Here is a 17,473-nt window from a genome sequence, read left to right as displayed (position 1 = left end):
AGCGAGATCGTCGTCAGGAAACGAAGGGTGGTGCGCGGGCCTGCGCATGCGAGCCGGCGCGGAGGCGGTCGAACTCGGACGCAAAATCGTGCCAGGCGATATGGCTCGCCACACGCTCGACGGGGACCGCCGCGATGTCAGGGGTATCGATCGGCGCCCCGGTGTGGAGCACGCTGCAGACCGAGCAGCAGCCGTCATGGGCACGATGCCCGGTCGAGTCGCCCTGCCCATTTTGTGAGCTTGCATAGCCCTGGCAGATGGAGGCGGCCGCCAGCGGGTCGGACGCGGCAAGGCTCGCCGCCCAGCAGGCGCCGATCGGTGCAAAAATCTGCACCAGCAGGGCAACCATCACTATGGGCAGAAAATTCTTCAGCCGCCGGCGCATTGCAACACCCATCCGCAGGTGAACTAATCACCCCGCGCGTCAGGAGTCGAGATCGTGACCCTGTCCTGTTTCTTCCCGGCAACGAAAATTGCCGACTGTGACGACTTTGCGCGGGCGGTCTCCGGTGTGGTGAAGACAGTCCGTACCCCCTTACCCCAGCGCGGGTTTTCATGACCTTCATGCAACCGGCAGTCGCAATATCCCAATCATTTCGCAATTTGCTCGAAATTTGAACAATCGTTGCCGAAAATGATGACAAACGAAAAAAGATAGTCTACCTATTGAACCTCAGGCCAGCCGCAAGGTGAGTCCTGGTGGTCCAAGTCTCGGGAGGAGCCCGGCGCGCATAAGCAGCGTCAACCCCATCAATCAAGATCAATCGAATTTTTGGGGCAAACAGGGTCGACACAATTTTTGGAGCAGGGCTCGGAGCCCTGCTCTTTTTTTATGTGACGATCTTTTATGTGATGATCGCAATCCATGATGACGCCATCGTCGAATCCGATCGAACACAGCTTCGAACTAGCAGCTGAGCGCTGCGACGATCTGACGCCGCAGGTTTATCGCCGCCTGTTTCGCGAACACCCCGAAGCGCAGGCGATGTTTCGCAGCGAAGGAAGCGACCCGGTGAAGGGCTCGATGCTCTCGCTCACGATCGAATCGATCCTCGACTTCGCCGGCGAGCGCACCGGGCATTTCCGGTTGATCGACTGCGAGGTGTCCTCGCACGACGCCTACGGCACGCCGCGTGAATTGTTCGTCGCGTTCTTCGGCGTGATCGCCGATGCGCTGCGCGAGATCCTGGGTGAACAATGGTCCGATGAGATCGATGCTGCGTGGCACAAGTTGTTGCGCGACATCGGGGCCGTCGTCACGCAACACGCCGACTAAAAACATCTCCGGTACGGAGGCCGTAGCGCGGCCGTTTCGATTGTGACACACTCGCTTTATCCGAGGCGTGTGCAACTGACGCCGACGGTCAGAAAAATGAAGAGGGAGCAAGCAACAATGCCAGGGATGGACAAGTCTCCGACGACAAGGCGTGATCTTCTGCAGATGGCTGCGGCCGGCGGAGCGGCGGCAGCGCTGTTTGGCGGAATCGGTGCCACCTCCGCGCTCGCAGCCGAAATGGGCCGCTCGGAAAAGCCGCTGAAGGCCGCCTTCTCCAACGCCGGACTGCAGGCGACGTGGTGCGCGCAGGGCAAGCAGGCCGCCGAGTTCTGGGGCAAGCTGTTCAACGTCGAGGTCACCTGGTTCGACGGTCAGCTCGACGCCGTCAAGCAGCGCGCCGCGATCGACAATATGGCGTCGCAGAAATGGGACTTCGTCGCGATGCAGGCCTTCGGCATCGGCACCCTCACCCAGCCCGTGCAGAAGATGATCGACGCCGGCATCCCTGTGATCGACATGGACACGCTGATTGCCCCGCTCGATCAAATCAACGTCCACGCGTTCCTCGCGCCCGACAACGAGTTCATGGGCGCCTCGGTGACTCAGGCGCTCTGCAATGCGATCGGCGGCAAGGGCAAGGTCATCATGACCCAGGGTGCGCTCGGCCACACCGGCGCGCAGGGCCGCGCCAAGGGTTTCAACTCCGTCATCAAGCAGTTCCCCAACATCGAGGTGCTGGACACCCAGCCCGGCGATTGGGACGTGTCGAAGACCGCGCGCCTGTGGGAGACCTATCTGACGAAATATCCGCAGATCGACGCGGCATTCTTCCACAATGACGACATGGCGCTCGCCGCCGCCAACATCATGAAGGCGCACAACCGCGCCAACATCCTGATCGGCGGCGTCGACGCCATGCCGCCGGCGATCCAGGCGGTCAGCGAAGGCCGCATGTTCGCGACCGTTCGCAACCCGTCCTGCCGCATCCATGGCGGCGCGATCGTCGCCGGCGTAGCCGCCGTCGTGAACGGCGAGAAGAGCGGCCAGGGCATTCCGAAGAACGTCGTGACCGACGGCCCGGTCGTGACCAAGGCCAACGCCCCCGGCATGCAGTGGATGGAGAATCACTTCCTGATCTGAGCGCCCTTCATGTCGCAGGGACGCTTCCCGGTCCTCGAGTTGAACCAGATCACGAAGGCCTTCGGCGGTGTCGAAGCCCTTCGTGGGGTCGACTTCGCGCTTCACGCTGGCGAGATCCATGGTCTCGTCGGCGAGAACGGTGCTGGAAAAAGCACGCTGATGAAGATCATCGCCGGCGTGCACCCGGAATTCTCCGGCCGCTTCATGCTGGACGGCCAGGAGACCCGCTTCCACTCGACCCGCGATGCGCATGCGGCCGGCATCGGCATGGTGCATCAGGAGCTCAGCGTCGCCCCTGACCTCACGGTCGCCGAGAACGTCTTTCTCGGCAACCAGCCGACCAACCGCCTCGGCCTCGTGCAATGGCGGCGGATGGCGCGCGAGGCCGGCGAGCAGCTCGCGCGCTTCGGCATCGACGTCGATCCAATGACCCGGCTTGGCGACTTGCCGATCGGCCTGCAGCAATTGATCGAGATCGCGCGCGTGCTGTTTTCCGGCGCGCGCATCATCATCCTGGACGAGCCGACCTCCGCGCTCTCTCCGCCCGAGGTCGAGCGCCTGTTCGCGACGCTGCGCAAGCTGCGCGAGGAAGGCACCAGCATCGTCTTCATCTCGCATTTCATCGAGGACATCCTGCGCGTCTCCGACACGGTGACGGTGTTCCGCAACGGCCGGAAGGTCGCGGAGACCGCATCCGCCGACACCACCAAGGTCGCCCTGATCGAGGCCATGATCGGCCGCGGCGGCGAAGCGCTGGAGCACAGCTACACCGAAGACCGCACGCTGCAGCCGTCCAGCACCGGTTCGGTGGTGCTGAAGGTCGACCAGCTCTCGCTTGGCCGCAACCTTCAAGACGTCTCGTTCGAGGCCCGCGCCGGGGAGGTGCTCGGCATCTACGGCTTCATGGGCTGCGGCCAGCTCGAGCTGTCGCGCGTCTTGTTCGGCAAGCTGAAGCCGGACGGCGGAACGCTCGCGGTCGACGGCTCCGCGAAGAGATTCCGCAGCACCGCCGACGCACGCCGTGCTGGCGTCGCGCTGGTGCCGGAGAGCCGGCGCGCGATGCTGTTTCACCAGGAGCCGGTCTACAAGAACATCTCGATCAGCATCCTCGATCGGATTTCCGCCCTGCTGCTCAAGCCGCTGCGCGAGCGCGAGATCGCCAAGCGGCAGGTCGAGCAGTTGCAGATCAGGCCCCCTGTCGTCGGCCTCGACCTCGGCATGCTGTCCGGCGGCAACCAGCAGAAGGTCGCACTGGCGAAATGGCTGACCTACCCGCCGCGCCTGCTGGTGCTGTGCGAGCCGACCCGCGGCATGGATGTCGGCGCCAAGAACGACGTGATCAACATCGTCCGCGATCTCCGCGCCAAGGGACTGGCGATCATCGTGCTGTCGACGGAGCCGGAGACGGTGCTGTCGCTGGCCGACCGCATCCTGGTGCTGAAGCGCGGCGCGGTGGTTCGCGAATTCGCGGGCGAGACGGTCAGCAAGGACCGGCTGCTGGAGGCCGCTTGATGGAGATACATGATGGCAAGCAGTGACAGCGCGACGACGCCTGTGGATCACAAGCGGCCGCGCGGGCTCGGCACCTTCCTGCGCTCGCAGATGCGCAACATCGCGCCGTTCCTGACGCTGATCTTCCTCAGCGCCTTCTTCGCCATCGCAAGCCCGTCGTTCGCCACGATCGACAATCTCGGCAATATCCTGACCCAGGTGTCGGTCACCGGCGTCATCGCCGTCGGGCTGACATTTGTGATCCTCTGCGCCGAGATCGATCTGTCGATCGCCAGCATCGCCAACGTCACCGGCATCGCGGTGGCCTTTTTCACGCTGCAGGAATCCTACGTCAACATCGCGAATTTCCCGATGCCCGGCTGGGCCGCGATCCTGCTGGCGCTGGCGCTGTGCGCGCTGCTCGGCCTCGTCAATGCGCTGGGCCTGACCATGATCGGCATCCCCTCCTTCATCATGACGCTGGCCATGATGCAGATCGCGGCCGGCGTCTCCGCGCTCTTGGTCCGCGGCCAAATCGCCTACAAGGTGCCGCCCCTGATTAATACGCTCGGCTCCGGCTCGATCGGCGGCATCCCCTGGATCGTGATCGTGGCCGCGGTGATGCTGCTCGGCGGCCATCTGGTGCTGACCTACACGCGGTTCGGCCGCTACGTCTACATGGTCGGCGGCAATCGCGAGGCCGCGGAATTCTCCGGCCTCAACGTCAAGCTGATCCTCGGCAGTGTGATGGTGATCTCGGCGGTCTGTTCGGGGATCGGCGGAATGCTCGGCGTTGCGCATTTCGGCAGCGCGCAGCAGAACGAGTTCGATACCTATCTTTTGGATTCCATCGCGGCCGTGGTGGTCGGCGGCACCAGCCTGTTCGGCGGCCGCGGCGGCATCGGCAACACCATCGTCGGCCTGTTCGTGCTCGGCGTGCTCAACAACGGTCTCGACCACGTCAATATCGACAGCTTCCTGAAGATCCTGATCCGCGGCATCATCCTGCTCGCCGCACTGATCATCAACGTCTACGCACAGCGGCTGCGCGAGCGGACGGCGGATTGAGGTTGGCATGGAGTGAAACGCGCTCCATCCACATCGCGATGATGAATTCGGCACCACCGTCAGTCCCGTCATCCTGAGGTGCTCGCGCAGCGAGCCTCGAAGGATGCACGGCCCGGCTGGTGGCCTATTCATCCTTCGAGGCTCGCAAGGGCTCGCACCTCAGGATGACGGTGTTGATCTGATTCAATTGTCAAACAGTGGGAGAGGATGAGAGTCCGCATTCTCGCGACATGATCTGCCCGAGCTTTGCATCTCGTTTCGCGCCTCTCAAGCAGAGGGCGCAGGGAAAGCCGGGTGCACGCTGCACCCGCGGTCTCGTGTGCAAAGGGTGGAAAGAGAAGCGCACACGAGCATACAGGTTCAGCGGAGGCACTCCGGCTTTCCCTGCGCGATGGTTTACGGCTTATACGTGCTCCCCCCGGCGAGACCGGGCTTGTTTGTCACCGCCATCAGCAAGAGACGTCAGTCTCTTGTGACAGGACACCAACCACTGGGGCGTCAGGCCTGCACGATTTCACCGTCCGCTTCACGCGCTCTCGTCAGTTGCACGTTCAGCGTCCACCGCATCTCACACCACGTTCGTGACGATCGCGAGCCGCCCCTCAATCGGGTGAGACGGCGGCATTAGACTGCTGAGTTGGGGTGCGCGTCAAGAATAAATTCTGAAAAAACGAAGACACTGCCTACGGTCAGACGAAAGACTGGTAGCCGGTTACGCATCACCAACGCACCCTACCCGCTTGCGAAGTCTGGCATCCACTCGCGCGCCTCGCGCGCCGCCTTGGTCACAGCCCCGATCGTCGTGAACGACGGAGTTTCCAGCATCATCGTCCGCGCCAGCCGCAGGCTGCGCGCCTCGCAGATCGCACGTTGCTTCTCGTCCGTGATCCACTCGAAATCGATATTGTGGGCGAGGCCGAGGATGCGGCGGATGGTCTTGGCCGCGGCAAAGCCGACCGTGTCCTGGAACAGCCACGTCATGTAGGCCTGCCGTTCGGCCTCCAGCCGCGCGGCACCCGCCTCGCCTGTGAACAGCGACACCGGATAGCCGTCGCCCTTCCCCTCGTCGCGCCACAGCGCGAGAAATTTGCGGGAAAACTCGGTCCAGACTCCCTCCACCGTCTCCAGCAACCAGGCCTCGAACGCGGCCCGTTCGCCGAGCGAGCGTTCGTGCCCGGCGGAGGCCAGATAGGCCATGATGAGATTGCCGATGACGGCGCCGATATCAAAACCCATCGGGCCGTAGAAGGCGAATTCTGGATCGATCACCTTGGTCTCACGCTCGGTGACCATGATCGAGCCGGTGTGCAGGTCGCCGTGGATCAGCGCTTCCGGGCTTGCCATGAATTTCAGCTTGAGCCGCGAGATCGCAACGTGCAAATCGAGGTCGTCGCGGAAAGCCGCCGCCGTCGTGTCGAGCCAGGGCGCGGTCCAGCGATTCTGCTCGGCGATCCTATAGGGGTCGGTGAAGATCAGATCCTCGGTGATCTTGCAGAGCGCATGGTTGCCGGCGAACGCAGCGATCCCCTGCTTCTTCTCCGCAGCCGACAGCGCGAGGTCGGACGAGAAGAACAGCGTCTGCGCCATGAAGGTCGAGATATCCTCGACGAAACGCGGATAGCTGATACCCTCGATCAGCCCCTTGCGCATGATGATGTGCGGCTCGAGCAGCTCCATCGCGGTCAGCGCCAGCGGGCTGTCATGATGCAGCACTGACGGCACCAGCTTCGGCTCCAGCCGTGCCTGATGCACCAGCGCCAGATGCTCGTAATGGGCGCGCGACAGCGGCAGCGGCCAGCTCTCGCCGACCAGGCGGACGTAAGGCAGCGCCTGCTTGACGGCGATGCCGCCGCTGGTTCCCTTGACGATAAAGACGAGATTGAGGTTGCCGTCGCCGACCTCGCTGATCGACCAATCTGCCGGCGCGCCGCCGAGTTGCGCGGCGACGGGAGGTAGTCCCGCCAGATAATCGCGAAGATCGGCTTCCCGCAGGATTCGATACTGGCCCTGCCCGGAGGAGCTTGATTGCGCCTGCACGTTCATCGTGGTCGCCTCCTCACGCGTCCCATAGCGTTTTCGAGCGAAGTGGATACCGGTTCGCGTGAAGAAAACGCGTCAAACATAAATCCGGAGCTCGGTTCTGATGCAATCAGAACCGAGCTTCTGGGTGAGGTTGATCCTCACTCCCGTTCCAGGAAATTCGAGCCGATGTCGGCCTTCTTCCTGATCGGATCATAGTCGCAATAGACGCTGTCGGCGACCAGCGTGTAGGTCGCACTGATCGTATTCTTGTCGACCTTGACCGAGTTAAGTCCGATCACGGCGGTCTGCTTGCCGTCATTCCATTTGAAGGGTGTGGTGCTCGGCACCCGCTCGCAGGCCGCGACCGCCTCGGCAAACACCGAACTCTCGACAAAGGCCTGCACGGTGCGGAGCCGCGTCAGGAGCTTCCATGAGAAATAGAACGATCCCGCCAGGCCGGCGGCAAGCAGCACGAAAACAACGATCGCGATCCGCTGGAAATTCATTCGTCTCCCCCCAATTGCTTATCGACCGGGCTTATGCCCTTCCAGATCAACTCAACGAAACGCTCCACGTAATCATTTCGAGCGCCAGCGGTGGTAGAATGACCACAGGCACTTGCGGTCAGCGTCCAGCTGTAAAGGGCTCCCAGAATGGTCGATGCCAAGGTCTCGACACCGCAATCGCCGATAAGACCCCGATCCTGTGCGCGTCTGAGCCAATCCGCGAACGCAAGATAAGCCCTGACAGGCGCGGGTGAAGCGCCTTGCGGAGGCATCGCGCATTCATGAGAGATGCCGGCTGCTTGGAGCAACGCCATTCTAGCGTGAAGGCTCTGGGAATATTCGGCGATGATTTTGCCGTGCGACGTCAATTGTTCGACGAATGAATAATCGTTCGGGCCTGTTTCCAAACCGGCCACCCACGGGATTTCGTCCGATATCCCGAGCGCAGCGACCATCAACCCTTCCTTCGATCCGAAGCGGTTGAACAAGGTCGTGTGGCTTACGCCGAGCTCCCGAGCGATTTCGACCGCCGAGATATTCGCCCCGCGCGCCAGAAAGCAGCGCCGTGCCTCGGCGATGATCTGCTCATTCGAGATTGCCGGAGGTCGGCCCATGCCCTTCGCCCTTGACAGCGGGCGCCTGACATATAGGTTTCTTTCTAGAAAGAAACTAATTCGCTCGCTGAGCTGAAGCTTATAGATCAAAGCCGAATGGAAGCCAAATCATGAAGCGCGACAATAGCTTGTCGGTTCGCCTGCCACCAGTCGGAGACCTCACGCTTGCGGGGTTGAAAGTCGCAATCATCGGTGGGACCGGCGGCATTGGCCGTGCCATCAGCCTTCAGATGGCCGCTCGAGGCGCACACGTTCTCGTCGTAGGCCAGACCTTCCGGGACGAATCCGTGTTCGGCATCGAGTTCATGAAGGCCGATCTCAGTCTGATCGGCGAGGCAGGGCGGGTGGCCATGGCGCTCCCTGCTGAAACGCTTGACCTGCTCGTCTTCACCACCGGGATCATGGCAGGCCCGCAGCGCGAGGTTACGGCTGATGGCATCGAGCAAGATCTTGCGATCAGCTATCTCAGCCGGTTTGTCATCTTGAAACGGATCGCTTCCCGTCTGGGCGTCAATCGTACCCGGTCGGGCATGAAGCCCCGTGTGTTCGTCATGGGATTCCCCGGCTCTAACCAGACCGCTGATGTCGGCGACTTGAATTCGGAGCGGGGCTACGGCCGGATAAAAGCACATTCGAACACGGTCGCCGGCAACGAGGTGCTGGTCCTGGATTTCGCCAGGCGCTTTCCCGGGATCGACGTCTTCGGCCTCAATCCGGGCTTCGTCAAAACCAATATTCGCGCCAACCTGCTCGGCTCCAAAAAGCTGCTGGCCGCGATCGAGTGGTTCTTCTTGTTCATGGCGCTGGAGCCCGACATCTACGCGAAGCGTCTGACGCCGCTTCTGGTTTCACCCGATCTCACCGGACACAGCGGCGCCATGTTCAACAACAAGGCCGAGGCCATCATGCCGAGCACCCGATCGACCGAGCCGGACTACGCGGCGGCGCTGATGGCAGCGTCGGAGACGGTGGTCTCGCTAGTCGGATCAAAGTAAGAGGCAAACGATGAGTTCGTTCAAACCTCGCTAGAACGGCATCCCCATCATTTTCGACAATCGGTCGACCGACAGATAGCCGGCGTAATAGGCCCACATCCCGATTGCGAAGATCACGGCCGAGATCAGCGTGGTCCAGAGCAGCTTGCTTCCCATCCGTGCCAGCACCGGCGCGCCGGGATCGGTGCCGGGAGGACCACCTCCCTCCTCGAGCTGGCTGCGCACGCCGAACGGCAGCGTCAGGAACAGCACGAGCCACCACAGGACGAAGTAGATCGCAAACCCGGTGGAGATCAGATAAATCATGCGGCTCAGGCCTGCTCGATCTCGACCAAGGCGCCGGAAAAATCCTTGGGATGGAAGAACAGCACCGGCTTGCCGTGAGCCCCGATCTTCGGCTGGCCATCGCCGAGCACCCGCGCGCCGTCGGCGATCAGCCGGTCACGGGCGGCGATGATGTCGGGGACGTCGTAGCAGATGTGGTGAATGCCGCCGTCGGCGTTGCGCTCGACGAATTTCGCGATCGGCGATGCTTCGCCGAGCGGTTCGATGAATTCGATCTTGGTATTCGGCAGCGTCACGAACACGGTGACGACGCCATGCTCCGGCAGCGGCACGGCGTCGGAAATCTCGGCGTTGAACGCCGTGCCGTAGATCCTGGCGGCGTTCTTGGCGTCCTTGACCGCAATCGCGACGTGATTGAGCCGGCCCAGCATGCTTCTCTCCCTTGTCGTTGCGCGCAGCTAAATGTGCGCGTCAGACCGTCAGAACATGCACGAGGCAGATCGGCTTCTTGCCCCAATGCTCGTTCAGCACTGCCCGCACCGCGCGGCGCACCGATTCCGCCATCGCATCCGGATCGCGCCGGCGCGCCCGCGGCAGGCCCTCGACCGTCGACACGACAGCGTCGAACACGATGTCGTCGAGCGTCTCGCCTTCGCTATTCTTCTCCGGCATGCCGACGAGATCAACCTCGGGATCGTCGGCGAGTTCGCCCTTGTCGGTCACCGCGATGGCGATGAAGGCGACGCCGGCAAAACCCATCCGCCGCCGCTCCACGACGGCGCGCGACTTGGAGTCCTCCAGGATGGTTCCATCCTTGTAGAGCCGCCCCGAGGGCACCTCGCCGATGATGCCGGGATCGCCGGGGCCGAGCTTGACCAGATCGCCATTGCGGCAAATCAGCACCTTCGGCACACCGGCGGCGCGCGCCAGCTTGGCGTGCTCGGCAAGATGCAGCGCCTCGCCGTGGACCGGGATCAGGAGCTGCGGCCGCACCCAGGAGATCATGTCGCGCAATTCGTCGCGGCGCGGATGGCCGGAGACATGCACGAGGTGATCGCGATCGGTGATGATCTCGATGCCCTGCGTCACCAGGCCATTGATGATGCCGCCGACCGCCTTCTCGTTGCCGGGAATCGTGCGCGAGGAAAAGATTACGGTATCGCCCTTGTTGAGCGTCACCTGCGGATGGTCGTCATTGGCGATCCGGGCCAGCGCCGCGCGCGGCTCGCCCTGGCTGCCGGTGCACAGCGCAAGCACCTTGTCGGCAGGCAAATGGCCGTAGACATCGGCGCTGCGGAACTTGTGCGAGGCGTCGAGATAGCCGCACTCGCGGGCCACCTGCACGACGCGCTCCATGGCGCGGCCGACCACGACGACCTCGCGATCGGCGGCCCTTGCCGCTTCGGCCACCGCCCTGACCCGGGCGACGTTGGAGGCGAATGTCGTGACCGCCACGCGTCCCTTGGCCTGCTTGACCAGCTCGGCGATGGTCTTCGCGACCTCGGCTTCCGACGGCGAGCGGCCGTCGCGCACCGCATTGGTGGAATTGCCGACCAGCGCCAGCACGCCGGCGTCGCCGAGCTCGCGCAGCCGCCGCTCGTCGGTCGGCAGGCCGATGATCGGCGTCGGATCGATCTTCCAGTCGCCGGTGTGCAGCACCGTGCCGACCTCGGTCTTGATCGCCAGCGCATGCGACTCCGGAATCGAATGCGCGACCGGGATGAACTCGACATTGAACGGTCCGATGTCGACCCGGCCGCCGGACGGGATCACGGTCACCGGGATTTTCGGCGGATTGCGCTCAGAGGCGCATTTGGCCTCGAACAGCGCGGCACTGAACTGGGTCGCGTAGATCTTGCAACGGAGCTTCGGCCAGAGATCGATGATGGCGCCGAAGTGATCCTCATGGGCGTGCGTCAGCACCAGGCCCATCAGATTGTCGCGCTCCTTCTCGAGGAAGCGGATATCAGGCATGATCAGGTCGATGCCCGGCAGATGCTCCTCGTCGCCAAAGGACACCCCAAGATCGACCGCGAGGAAGGACCGCTGTTGGCGGTTGCCGAGCCCGTAGATCGACAGGTTCATGCCGATCTCGCCGACGCCGCCGAGCGGCGCAAAGGTCAATTCTTCCGGCCGCGCCATCAGGTCGTCCCCATCGAAGCTGCGCTGCCGAAATAAACCTCGCCGGCGGTCACCGGCATCCGCTCACCGTCGGCGGTGCGGACGATCAGGCAGCCGGTGTCGTCGATGGTGTCGAACGTGCCTTCCAGCGCCGCGGTGCCGGTCTGGACCGCGACCTGCTTGCCGAGGCCGGCGGCGCGCTCCAGCCAAAGACGGCGAATCTCGGGGAAGCCACGGCCGTTGTCCCAGATGCCGCGGAATTCGACCCAGGCGTCCGACAGCGCGCCAAACAGCTCTTCGGCCCCGATCTGGATGCCGAGAGCCGCAAGCGACACGGCGGGCGTCGGGGTGCCCTCGGGGGCCGCGACGACATTGGTGCCGATGCCGACGACCACCGCCAGCCCGCTGCCGACGGCCTCGGCCTCCAGCAGGATGCCAGCAAGCTTCTTGCCGTTGGCGAGCACGTCGTTCGGCCATTTCAGGCTGTATTTGGGGCTGCCCGGCCCAAGCCGCAGCGCAGCCTCGACGCTGACCCGCTGCAGCGCGGCCTCCAACGACAGCCCCGCGGCAAAGCCGACCGTCGCTGCGACCGCGGGCTGAACGTCCATCAACTCAAGGACGCTGCTGGCGAGGTTGCCGCGCGGCGCTACCCACACCCGCTGCCGACGGCCCCGTCCTGCGGTCTGCTCCGGCGTCACGAACCACATCGGTCCGCGCTCGCCCTCGCGCGCACGCAGCATCGCCTCGGCATTGGTCGATCCGATCTGGTCGAAGGCCGCGAGCTTGTAGCCCGCCGATATGGCTTGGGACCCGAGAGTGAATACCATCTAGAATAGCGACTTCGCCGCCGCCGAGGCCATGCTGACCAGCGGCCCCGGATAGGCGAAGAAGAAGATGTTGAAGATGCCCGCAACCGCCAGCACGGTGCGCAGCTCGATCCGCATCGGATCCAGCTTGCTGATCGGCTGATCGAAATACATCACCTTGACGATCGACAGATAGTAGAACGCGCCCACCACGCTGGTCAGCACGCCGATCACCGCGAGTGTGAACAGGTTCGCCTTGATCGCCGCGACGAAGACGTAGAATTTGCCGAAGAATCCGGCGAGCGGCGGAACGCCAGCGAGCGAGAACAGGAACATCGCGAAGACGAAGGCGAGCAGCGGATTGGTGCGGGACAGACCGGCGAAATCGCTGATCTGCTCGATAGCATGGCCGTTGCGCTTCATCGCCAGGATGATCGAGAAGGTACCCAGCGTCATCGCGACGTAGATCGCGATATAGACCAGCACGCCCTGCGCGCCCTCGACCGTGCCGGCGGCAAGGCCGACCAGGGCAAAGCCCATATGGCCGATCGACGAGTAAGCCATCAGGCGCTTGATGTTGGTCTGGCCGATCGCGGCGAACGAGCCCAGCGCCATCGAGGCGATCGACACGAACACCAGGATCTGCTGCCACTCGGTGACGATGCCCGGGAATGCGGTCAGCGTCGCACGGGTGAACACGGCAAGCGCCGCAACCTTCGGCGCCGAGGCGAAGAACGCCGTCACCGGCGTCGGGGCGCCCTCATAGACGTCGGGCGTCCACATATGGAACGGCACCGCCGACACCTTGAAGCAGAGACCGGCGAGCAGGAAGACCAGGCCGAACACGATGCCGAGGCTGCCGGTGGTTGCGGCCGCGGCGATGCCGGCGAAGTTGACGGTGCCGGTGAAGCCGTAGATCAGCGATGCGCCGTAGAGCAGCATGCCCGACGACAGCGCGCCGAGCACGAAATACTTCAGGCCCGCCTCGCTGGACTTGGCGTTGTCGCGCTGGCTCGCGGCCACGACATAGAGCGCGAGGCTCATCAGCTCGAGGCCGAGATAGAGCGTGATCAGGTCGCCGGCCGAGATCAGCACCAGCATGCCGACCGTCGACAGCAGCACCAGGATCGAGAATTCGAAGATCCGTTGCGACGGACGGGACAGGAACTCGGTCGCCAGGATCAGGGTCACCGCCGAGCCGATCAGGGCGAGGATTTTCAGGAAGCGGGCGAAGTCGTCGACGATGAAGCTGCCCCCGAAGGTGACGAGCTTGCCGGCCGGCAGCGTCAGCTCCAGCACGCCGGTCACGGCCAGCAGCAGCACCGCGAGCGTGGTGACGAGCCGCGTCGTCCCCTCCCCGCGATAGGCCCCTATCATCAACAGCACCATGGCGCCGACCGCGAGCACCAGCTCGGGCAGCACCGGCTGCAACTGATAACCTGCACTGGAAAAGCTCATGGCATGGTCCTAATCGAGAACCTCAACTTCGATCGAGGTTCTGGCCTTTTTGTCTGACGCGTTTTCTTCACGCGAACCGGGTCCCACTTCGCTTGAAAACGCTATACTATTGGACGACCAGCGCGGCTGCCTTCACGGCACCCACGGCGGTATTGTAATTATTGACGAGCTGCTGGACCGAGGCGGCCGACATGTCGAGCACCGGCTTCGGATAGACGCCGAACAGGATGGTCAGCGCGATCAGCGGAAACAGCGTCAGGCATTCGCGGAAGGTGAGATCCTTCATCGACATCAGCGACGGCTTGACCAGCGCCCCGAACACCACCTTGCGGTAGAGCCACAGCGCGTAGCATGCCGACAGGATCACGCCCGTGGTGGCGAAGAACACCGTCGGCAGCGACACCTTGAAGGTGCCGAGCAGCGTCATGAACTCGCCGACGAAGCCGCTGGTGCCGGGCAGACCGACATTGGCCATGGTGAAGACCATGAACACCAGCGCATAGAGCGGCATCCGGTTTACCAGCCCGCCATAGGCCGCGATCTCGCGGGTGTGCATGCGGTCGTAGACGACGCCGACGCAGAGGAACAGCGCGCCGGACACGATGCCGTGCGAGATCATCTGGAACATGCCGCCGGCGACGCCCTGCGTCGTCACCGCGAAGATGCCCATGGTGACGAAACCCATATGCGCAACCGAGGAGTACGCGATCAGCTTCTTCATGTCCTCCTGCATCAGCGCCACCAGCGAGGTGTAGATGATGGCGATGACGGACAGCGTGAACACGAACGGCGCGAAATCGTGCGAGGCCAGCGGGAACATCGGCAGCGAGAAGCGCAGGAAGCCGTAGCCGCCCATCTTCAGCAGAATTGCGGCCAGGATCACCGAGCCCGCGGTCGGCGCCTCGACATGCGCGTCCGGCAGCCAGGTGTGCACCGGCCACATCGGCATCTTCACCGCAAAGGAAGCGAAGAAAGCCAGCCACGCCCAGGTCTGCAGCGATCGCGGCACCGCGGTGTGCATCAGCGTCGGGATGTCGGTCGTGCCGGCGGTCCAGTACAGCGCCATGATGGCGAGCAGCATCAGGACCGAGCCGAGGAAAGTGTAGAGGAAGAACTTGAACGAGGCGTAGACCCGGCGCGGGCCGCCCCAGACGCCGATGATCAGGAACATCGGGATCAGGCCGCCCTCGAAGAACAAATAGAACAGCACGAGATCGAGCGCCGAGAAGGTGCCGACCATCAGCGTTTCCAGGATCAGGAACGCCATCATGTACTCGCTGACGCGGGTCGTGATCGCCTTCCAGCTCGCGACGATGCAGAACGGCATGATCGCGGTGGTCAGGATGATCAGCGGCAGCGAGATGCCGTCGACGCCCATGTGGTAGGTGATGCCGGTGGCGAGCCAGGACGTCTTCTCGACGAACTGGAAGTCGGCCTGCGCCGGATCGAAGCGCGCCACCAGGATCAGCGAGACCACGAAGGTGATCGCGGTCGTCCACAGCGAAATCCAGCGCGCCGTGCGGTCGGCCGCCTCGTCGCCGCCGCGCGCGAGCAGGTAGACCAGCAGCGCGCCGAACGCCGGCAGGAAGGTCGTGACGGAAAGGATGGGCCAGGTTGTCATTACTGGCCTCCCAAGCCGAACATGAACCAGGTGATCAATCCGGCGGCCCCGATCAGCATCGCGAAAGCGTAGTGATAGAGGTAGCCGGTCTGCAATTTGACGACGTTGCGGGTGATGTCGAGCACACGGGCCGAGACGCCGTCGGGACCGAGGCCGTCGATGATGAAGCCGTCGCCCTTCTTCCAGAGCTGGTAGCCGATCCACTTGGCCGGGCGCACGAAAATCAAATCATACAACTCGTCGAAGTACCATTTGTTGAGCAGGAACTGGTACAGCATCGGCTGCTGGTTGGCGAGTTCGACCGGCAGATACGGCCTGCGGATATAGAACATGTAGGACACGAACAGGCCGAGCAGCATCATCACGGTCGGCAGCGGCGCGAGCCAGCTCGGCATATTCTCCATGTCCTCGAGGATATGCGGGTTCATCTTGACGGACTCGCGGAAGAACTCCTCGACGCCGTGGGGGCTCGCGAACAGCTCCTTGAACGGCAGGCCAGCCAGGATCGAGCCTGCCGCCAGCACGCCGATCGGGACCAGCATCCACATCGGGCTCTCATGCGCCGCTTCGTAGTGCTTCTGGTCGTGCGGCTCGCCGAAGAACGTCTTGAAGATCAGACGCCAGGAATAGAACGAGGTGAGCCCCGCGGCCCCGACCGTCAGCAGGTAGGCATAGACCCCGAGCGGGTTATGCGACGCATAGGCGGCCTCGATGATCGCGTCCTTGGAGAAGTAGCCGGCGAACAGCGGGAAGCCGGTCAGCGCCAGCGTGCCGATGCACATCACCGTGAAGGTGTACGGTATCTTGCGCCACAGGCCGCCCATGTTGCGGATGTCCTGCTCGTGATGCATCGCGTAGATCACCGAGCCTGAGCCCAGGAACAGCAGCGCCTTGAAGAAGGCGTGCGTGAACAGATGGAACATGCCGACCGAATAGGCCCCCGCCCCCATCGCCACGAACATGTAGCCGAGCTGCGAACAGGTCGAGTAGGCGACGATGCGCTTGATGTCGTTCTGCACCAGGCCGATCGTGGCGGCGAAGAACGCCGTGGTCGCGCCGAAGAACATCACCACTGCCTGCGCGGTCGGCGACAGCTCGAACAGCGGCGACAGCCGCGCCACCATGAAGACGCCGGCGGTGACCATGGTCGCGGCATGGATCAGCGCCGACACCGGGGTCGGGCCTTCCATCGCGTCGGGCAACCAGGTGTGCAGCAGGAACTGCGCCGACTTGCCCATCGCGCCCATGAACAGCAGCAGGCAGGTCAGGGTCAGCGCATCGACCTGCCAGCCGAAGAAGTCGACGGCCTTGCCGGTCAGCCCTGGAGCTGCGTGGAAGATGGTCTCGAAATCGGTCGAGCCGACCAACGCGAAGATCGAGAAGATGCCGAGCGCGAAGCCGAAATCACCGACGCGGTTGACCACGAAGGCCTTGATCGCCGCAGCGTTCGCCGACGGCTTCTGGTACCAGAAGCCGATCAGCAGGTAGCTTGCGAGACCGACGCCCTCCCAGCCGAAGAACATCTGCACGAGGTTGTCAGACGTCACCAGCATCAGCATCGCGAAGGTGAACAGGCTGAGATAGCCGAAGAAGCGCGGCCGGTTCGGGTCCTCGTCCATGTAGCCGATGGAATAGAGGTGGACGAGCGCGGATACCGTGTTGACCACGACCAGCATCACCGCGGTCAGCGTGTCGACCCGCAGCGTCCAGGCCACCTGCAAGTCGCCCGAGGTGATCCAGGGCAGCAGCACGACACGCACGTCATGGTGCATGAAGCCGACATCGACCAGCGCGAACCAGGACAGCGCCGCCGACACGAACAACAGGCCGGTGGTGATCAGCTCCGCAAGCCGCGAGCCCGCCGCCGCCGGCTCGGCGACGTGGTGGTCGTCGTGGCCGTGGTCGTCATCATGATCCTCGTGGGCCGCTGCGGCATGGGCGTCGCCATGCGCGTCATCGTGATGCTCGACGGTGTCGCCGCTCGGACAGCGCGCATGCGCACCCGACAGCGCGATGATCCCCGCGAGGATGGCGCCCAGCAGAGGCAGGAACACAATTGCCTGTATCATC

Annotated in this window: 16 protein-coding genes; 5 read left to right on the top strand and 11 right to left on the bottom strand. The window is 63.4% G+C overall.

The genetic code is table 11. The annotated features are described in order from the left end of the window. Window positions 1-13: 13 nt before the first annotated feature. On the bottom strand, window positions 14-385 hold the full coding sequence (locus tag ACP2YO_RS23035; RefSeq protein WP_426442849.1) for a DUF2946 domain-containing protein: 372 nt from the start codon (window positions 383-385) through the stop codon (window positions 14-16). A 483-nt stretch (window positions 386-868) separates the two neighbouring features. Between ACP2YO_RS23035 and ACP2YO_RS23030 the strand changes: the two genes are divergently transcribed. The 4 genes from ACP2YO_RS23030 to ACP2YO_RS23015 all read left to right on the top strand — a co-directional run bounded on the left by ACP2YO_RS23030 (window position 869) and on the right by ACP2YO_RS23015 (window position 4,975). Then, window positions 869-1,276, top strand: a complete 408-nt coding sequence (locus tag ACP2YO_RS23030; RefSeq protein WP_426443293.1) for a globin — start codon at window positions 869-871, stop codon at window positions 1,274-1,276. 126 nt (window positions 1,277-1,402) lie between these two features. Continuing rightward, window positions 1,403-2,416, top strand: coding sequence for a sugar ABC transporter substrate-binding protein (locus tag ACP2YO_RS23025; RefSeq protein WP_426443292.1), 1,014 nt, complete (start codon window positions 1,403-1,405; stop codon window positions 2,414-2,416). A 9-nt stretch (window positions 2,417-2,425) separates the two neighbouring features. Then, on the top strand, window positions 2,426-3,928 hold the full coding sequence (locus ACP2YO_RS23020) for a sugar ABC transporter ATP-binding protein (RefSeq protein ID WP_426442848.1): 1,503 nt from the start codon (window positions 2,426-2,428) through the stop codon (window positions 3,926-3,928). Between the two features lie 12 nt (window positions 3,929-3,940). Then, on the top strand, window positions 3,941-4,975 hold the full coding sequence (locus ACP2YO_RS23015; RefSeq protein WP_426442847.1) for an ABC transporter permease: 1,035 nt from the start codon (window positions 3,941-3,943) through the stop codon (window positions 4,973-4,975). 732 nt (window positions 4,976-5,707) lie between these two features. Here ACP2YO_RS23015 and mtnK read toward each other — a convergent pair. The 3 genes from mtnK to ACP2YO_RS23000 form a co-directional block, all read right to left on the bottom strand. Further along, the gene (mtnK, locus tag ACP2YO_RS23010) at window positions 5,708-7,018 is read right to left on the bottom strand and encodes an S-methyl-5-thioribose kinase (protein ID WP_426442846.1); all 1,311 of its coding nucleotides are present in this window, start codon (window positions 7,016-7,018) and stop codon (window positions 5,708-5,710) included. A 137-nt stretch (window positions 7,019-7,155) separates the two neighbouring features. Continuing rightward, window positions 7,156-7,503, bottom strand: a complete 348-nt coding sequence (locus ACP2YO_RS23005) for a hypothetical protein (protein WP_426442845.1) — start codon at window positions 7,501-7,503, stop codon at window positions 7,156-7,158. Further along, entirely contained in the window at window positions 7,500-8,117 is a 618-nt protein-coding gene (locus ACP2YO_RS23000; RefSeq protein ID WP_426442844.1) for a TetR/AcrR family transcriptional regulator, read from the bottom strand. The genes ACP2YO_RS23005 and ACP2YO_RS23000 overlap by 4 nt, the downstream gene beginning before the upstream one ends. A 305-nt stretch (window positions 8,118-8,422) precedes the next feature. On the opposite strand from ACP2YO_RS23000, the gene ACP2YO_RS22995 reads away from it, so the two are divergent. Continuing rightward, a complete protein-coding gene (locus ACP2YO_RS22995) occupies window positions 8,423-9,112 on the top strand; it encodes an SDR family NAD(P)-dependent oxidoreductase (RefSeq protein WP_426442843.1) in 690 nt (229 codons plus the stop codon). A gap of 30 nt (window positions 9,113-9,142) precedes the next feature. Here ACP2YO_RS22995 and ACP2YO_RS22990 read toward each other — a convergent pair whose 3' ends face one another. From ACP2YO_RS22990 to nuoL, 7 genes are all read right to left on the bottom strand, one after another. Continuing rightward, window positions 9,143-9,418 (bottom strand): DUF1467 family protein, encoded by a 276-nt coding sequence (locus ACP2YO_RS22990; RefSeq protein ID WP_426442842.1) that lies wholly within the window; start codon window positions 9,416-9,418, stop codon window positions 9,143-9,145. 5 nt (window positions 9,419-9,423) lie between these two features. Next, window positions 9,424-9,828, bottom strand: coding sequence for a methylmalonyl-CoA epimerase (mce, locus tag ACP2YO_RS22985; RefSeq protein ID WP_426442841.1), 405 nt, complete (start codon window positions 9,826-9,828; stop codon window positions 9,424-9,426). A 40-nt stretch (window positions 9,829-9,868) separates the two neighbouring features. After that, window positions 9,869-11,539, bottom strand: coding sequence for a ribonuclease J (locus tag ACP2YO_RS22980; protein ID WP_426442840.1), 1,671 nt, complete (start codon window positions 11,537-11,539; stop codon window positions 9,869-9,871). Next, window positions 11,539-12,345, bottom strand: a complete 807-nt coding sequence (locus tag ACP2YO_RS22975; RefSeq protein WP_426442839.1) for a biotin--[acetyl-CoA-carboxylase] ligase — start codon at window positions 12,343-12,345, stop codon at window positions 11,539-11,541. The genes ACP2YO_RS22980 and ACP2YO_RS22975 overlap by 1 nt, the downstream gene beginning before the upstream one ends. Then, the gene (gene nuoN / locus ACP2YO_RS22970; protein ID WP_426442838.1) at window positions 12,346-13,782 is read right to left on the bottom strand and encodes an NADH-quinone oxidoreductase subunit NuoN; all 1,437 of its coding nucleotides are present in this window, start codon (window positions 13,780-13,782) and stop codon (window positions 12,346-12,348) included. 106 nt (window positions 13,783-13,888) lie between these two features. After that, entirely contained in the window at window positions 13,889-15,403 is a 1,515-nt protein-coding gene (locus tag ACP2YO_RS22965; RefSeq protein WP_426442837.1) for an NADH-quinone oxidoreductase subunit M, read from the bottom strand. After that, complete coding sequence (gene nuoL, locus ACP2YO_RS22960) at window positions 15,403-17,472, bottom strand: NADH-quinone oxidoreductase subunit L (RefSeq protein ID WP_426442836.1); 2,070 nt, start codon at window positions 17,470-17,472, stop codon at window positions 15,403-15,405. Before nuoL ends, ACP2YO_RS22965 begins: the two co-directional genes overlap by 1 nt. Window position 17,473 lies beyond the last annotated feature (1 nt).

Source organism: Bradyrhizobium genosp. P, from assembly GCF_049949265.1.
Taxonomy (GTDB): Bacteria; Pseudomonadota; Alphaproteobacteria; order Rhizobiales; family Xanthobacteraceae; genus Bradyrhizobium.
The sequence above is the reverse complement of the archived record's forward strand: the minus strand, read 5'-3'. Positions and strand labels throughout refer to the sequence as shown.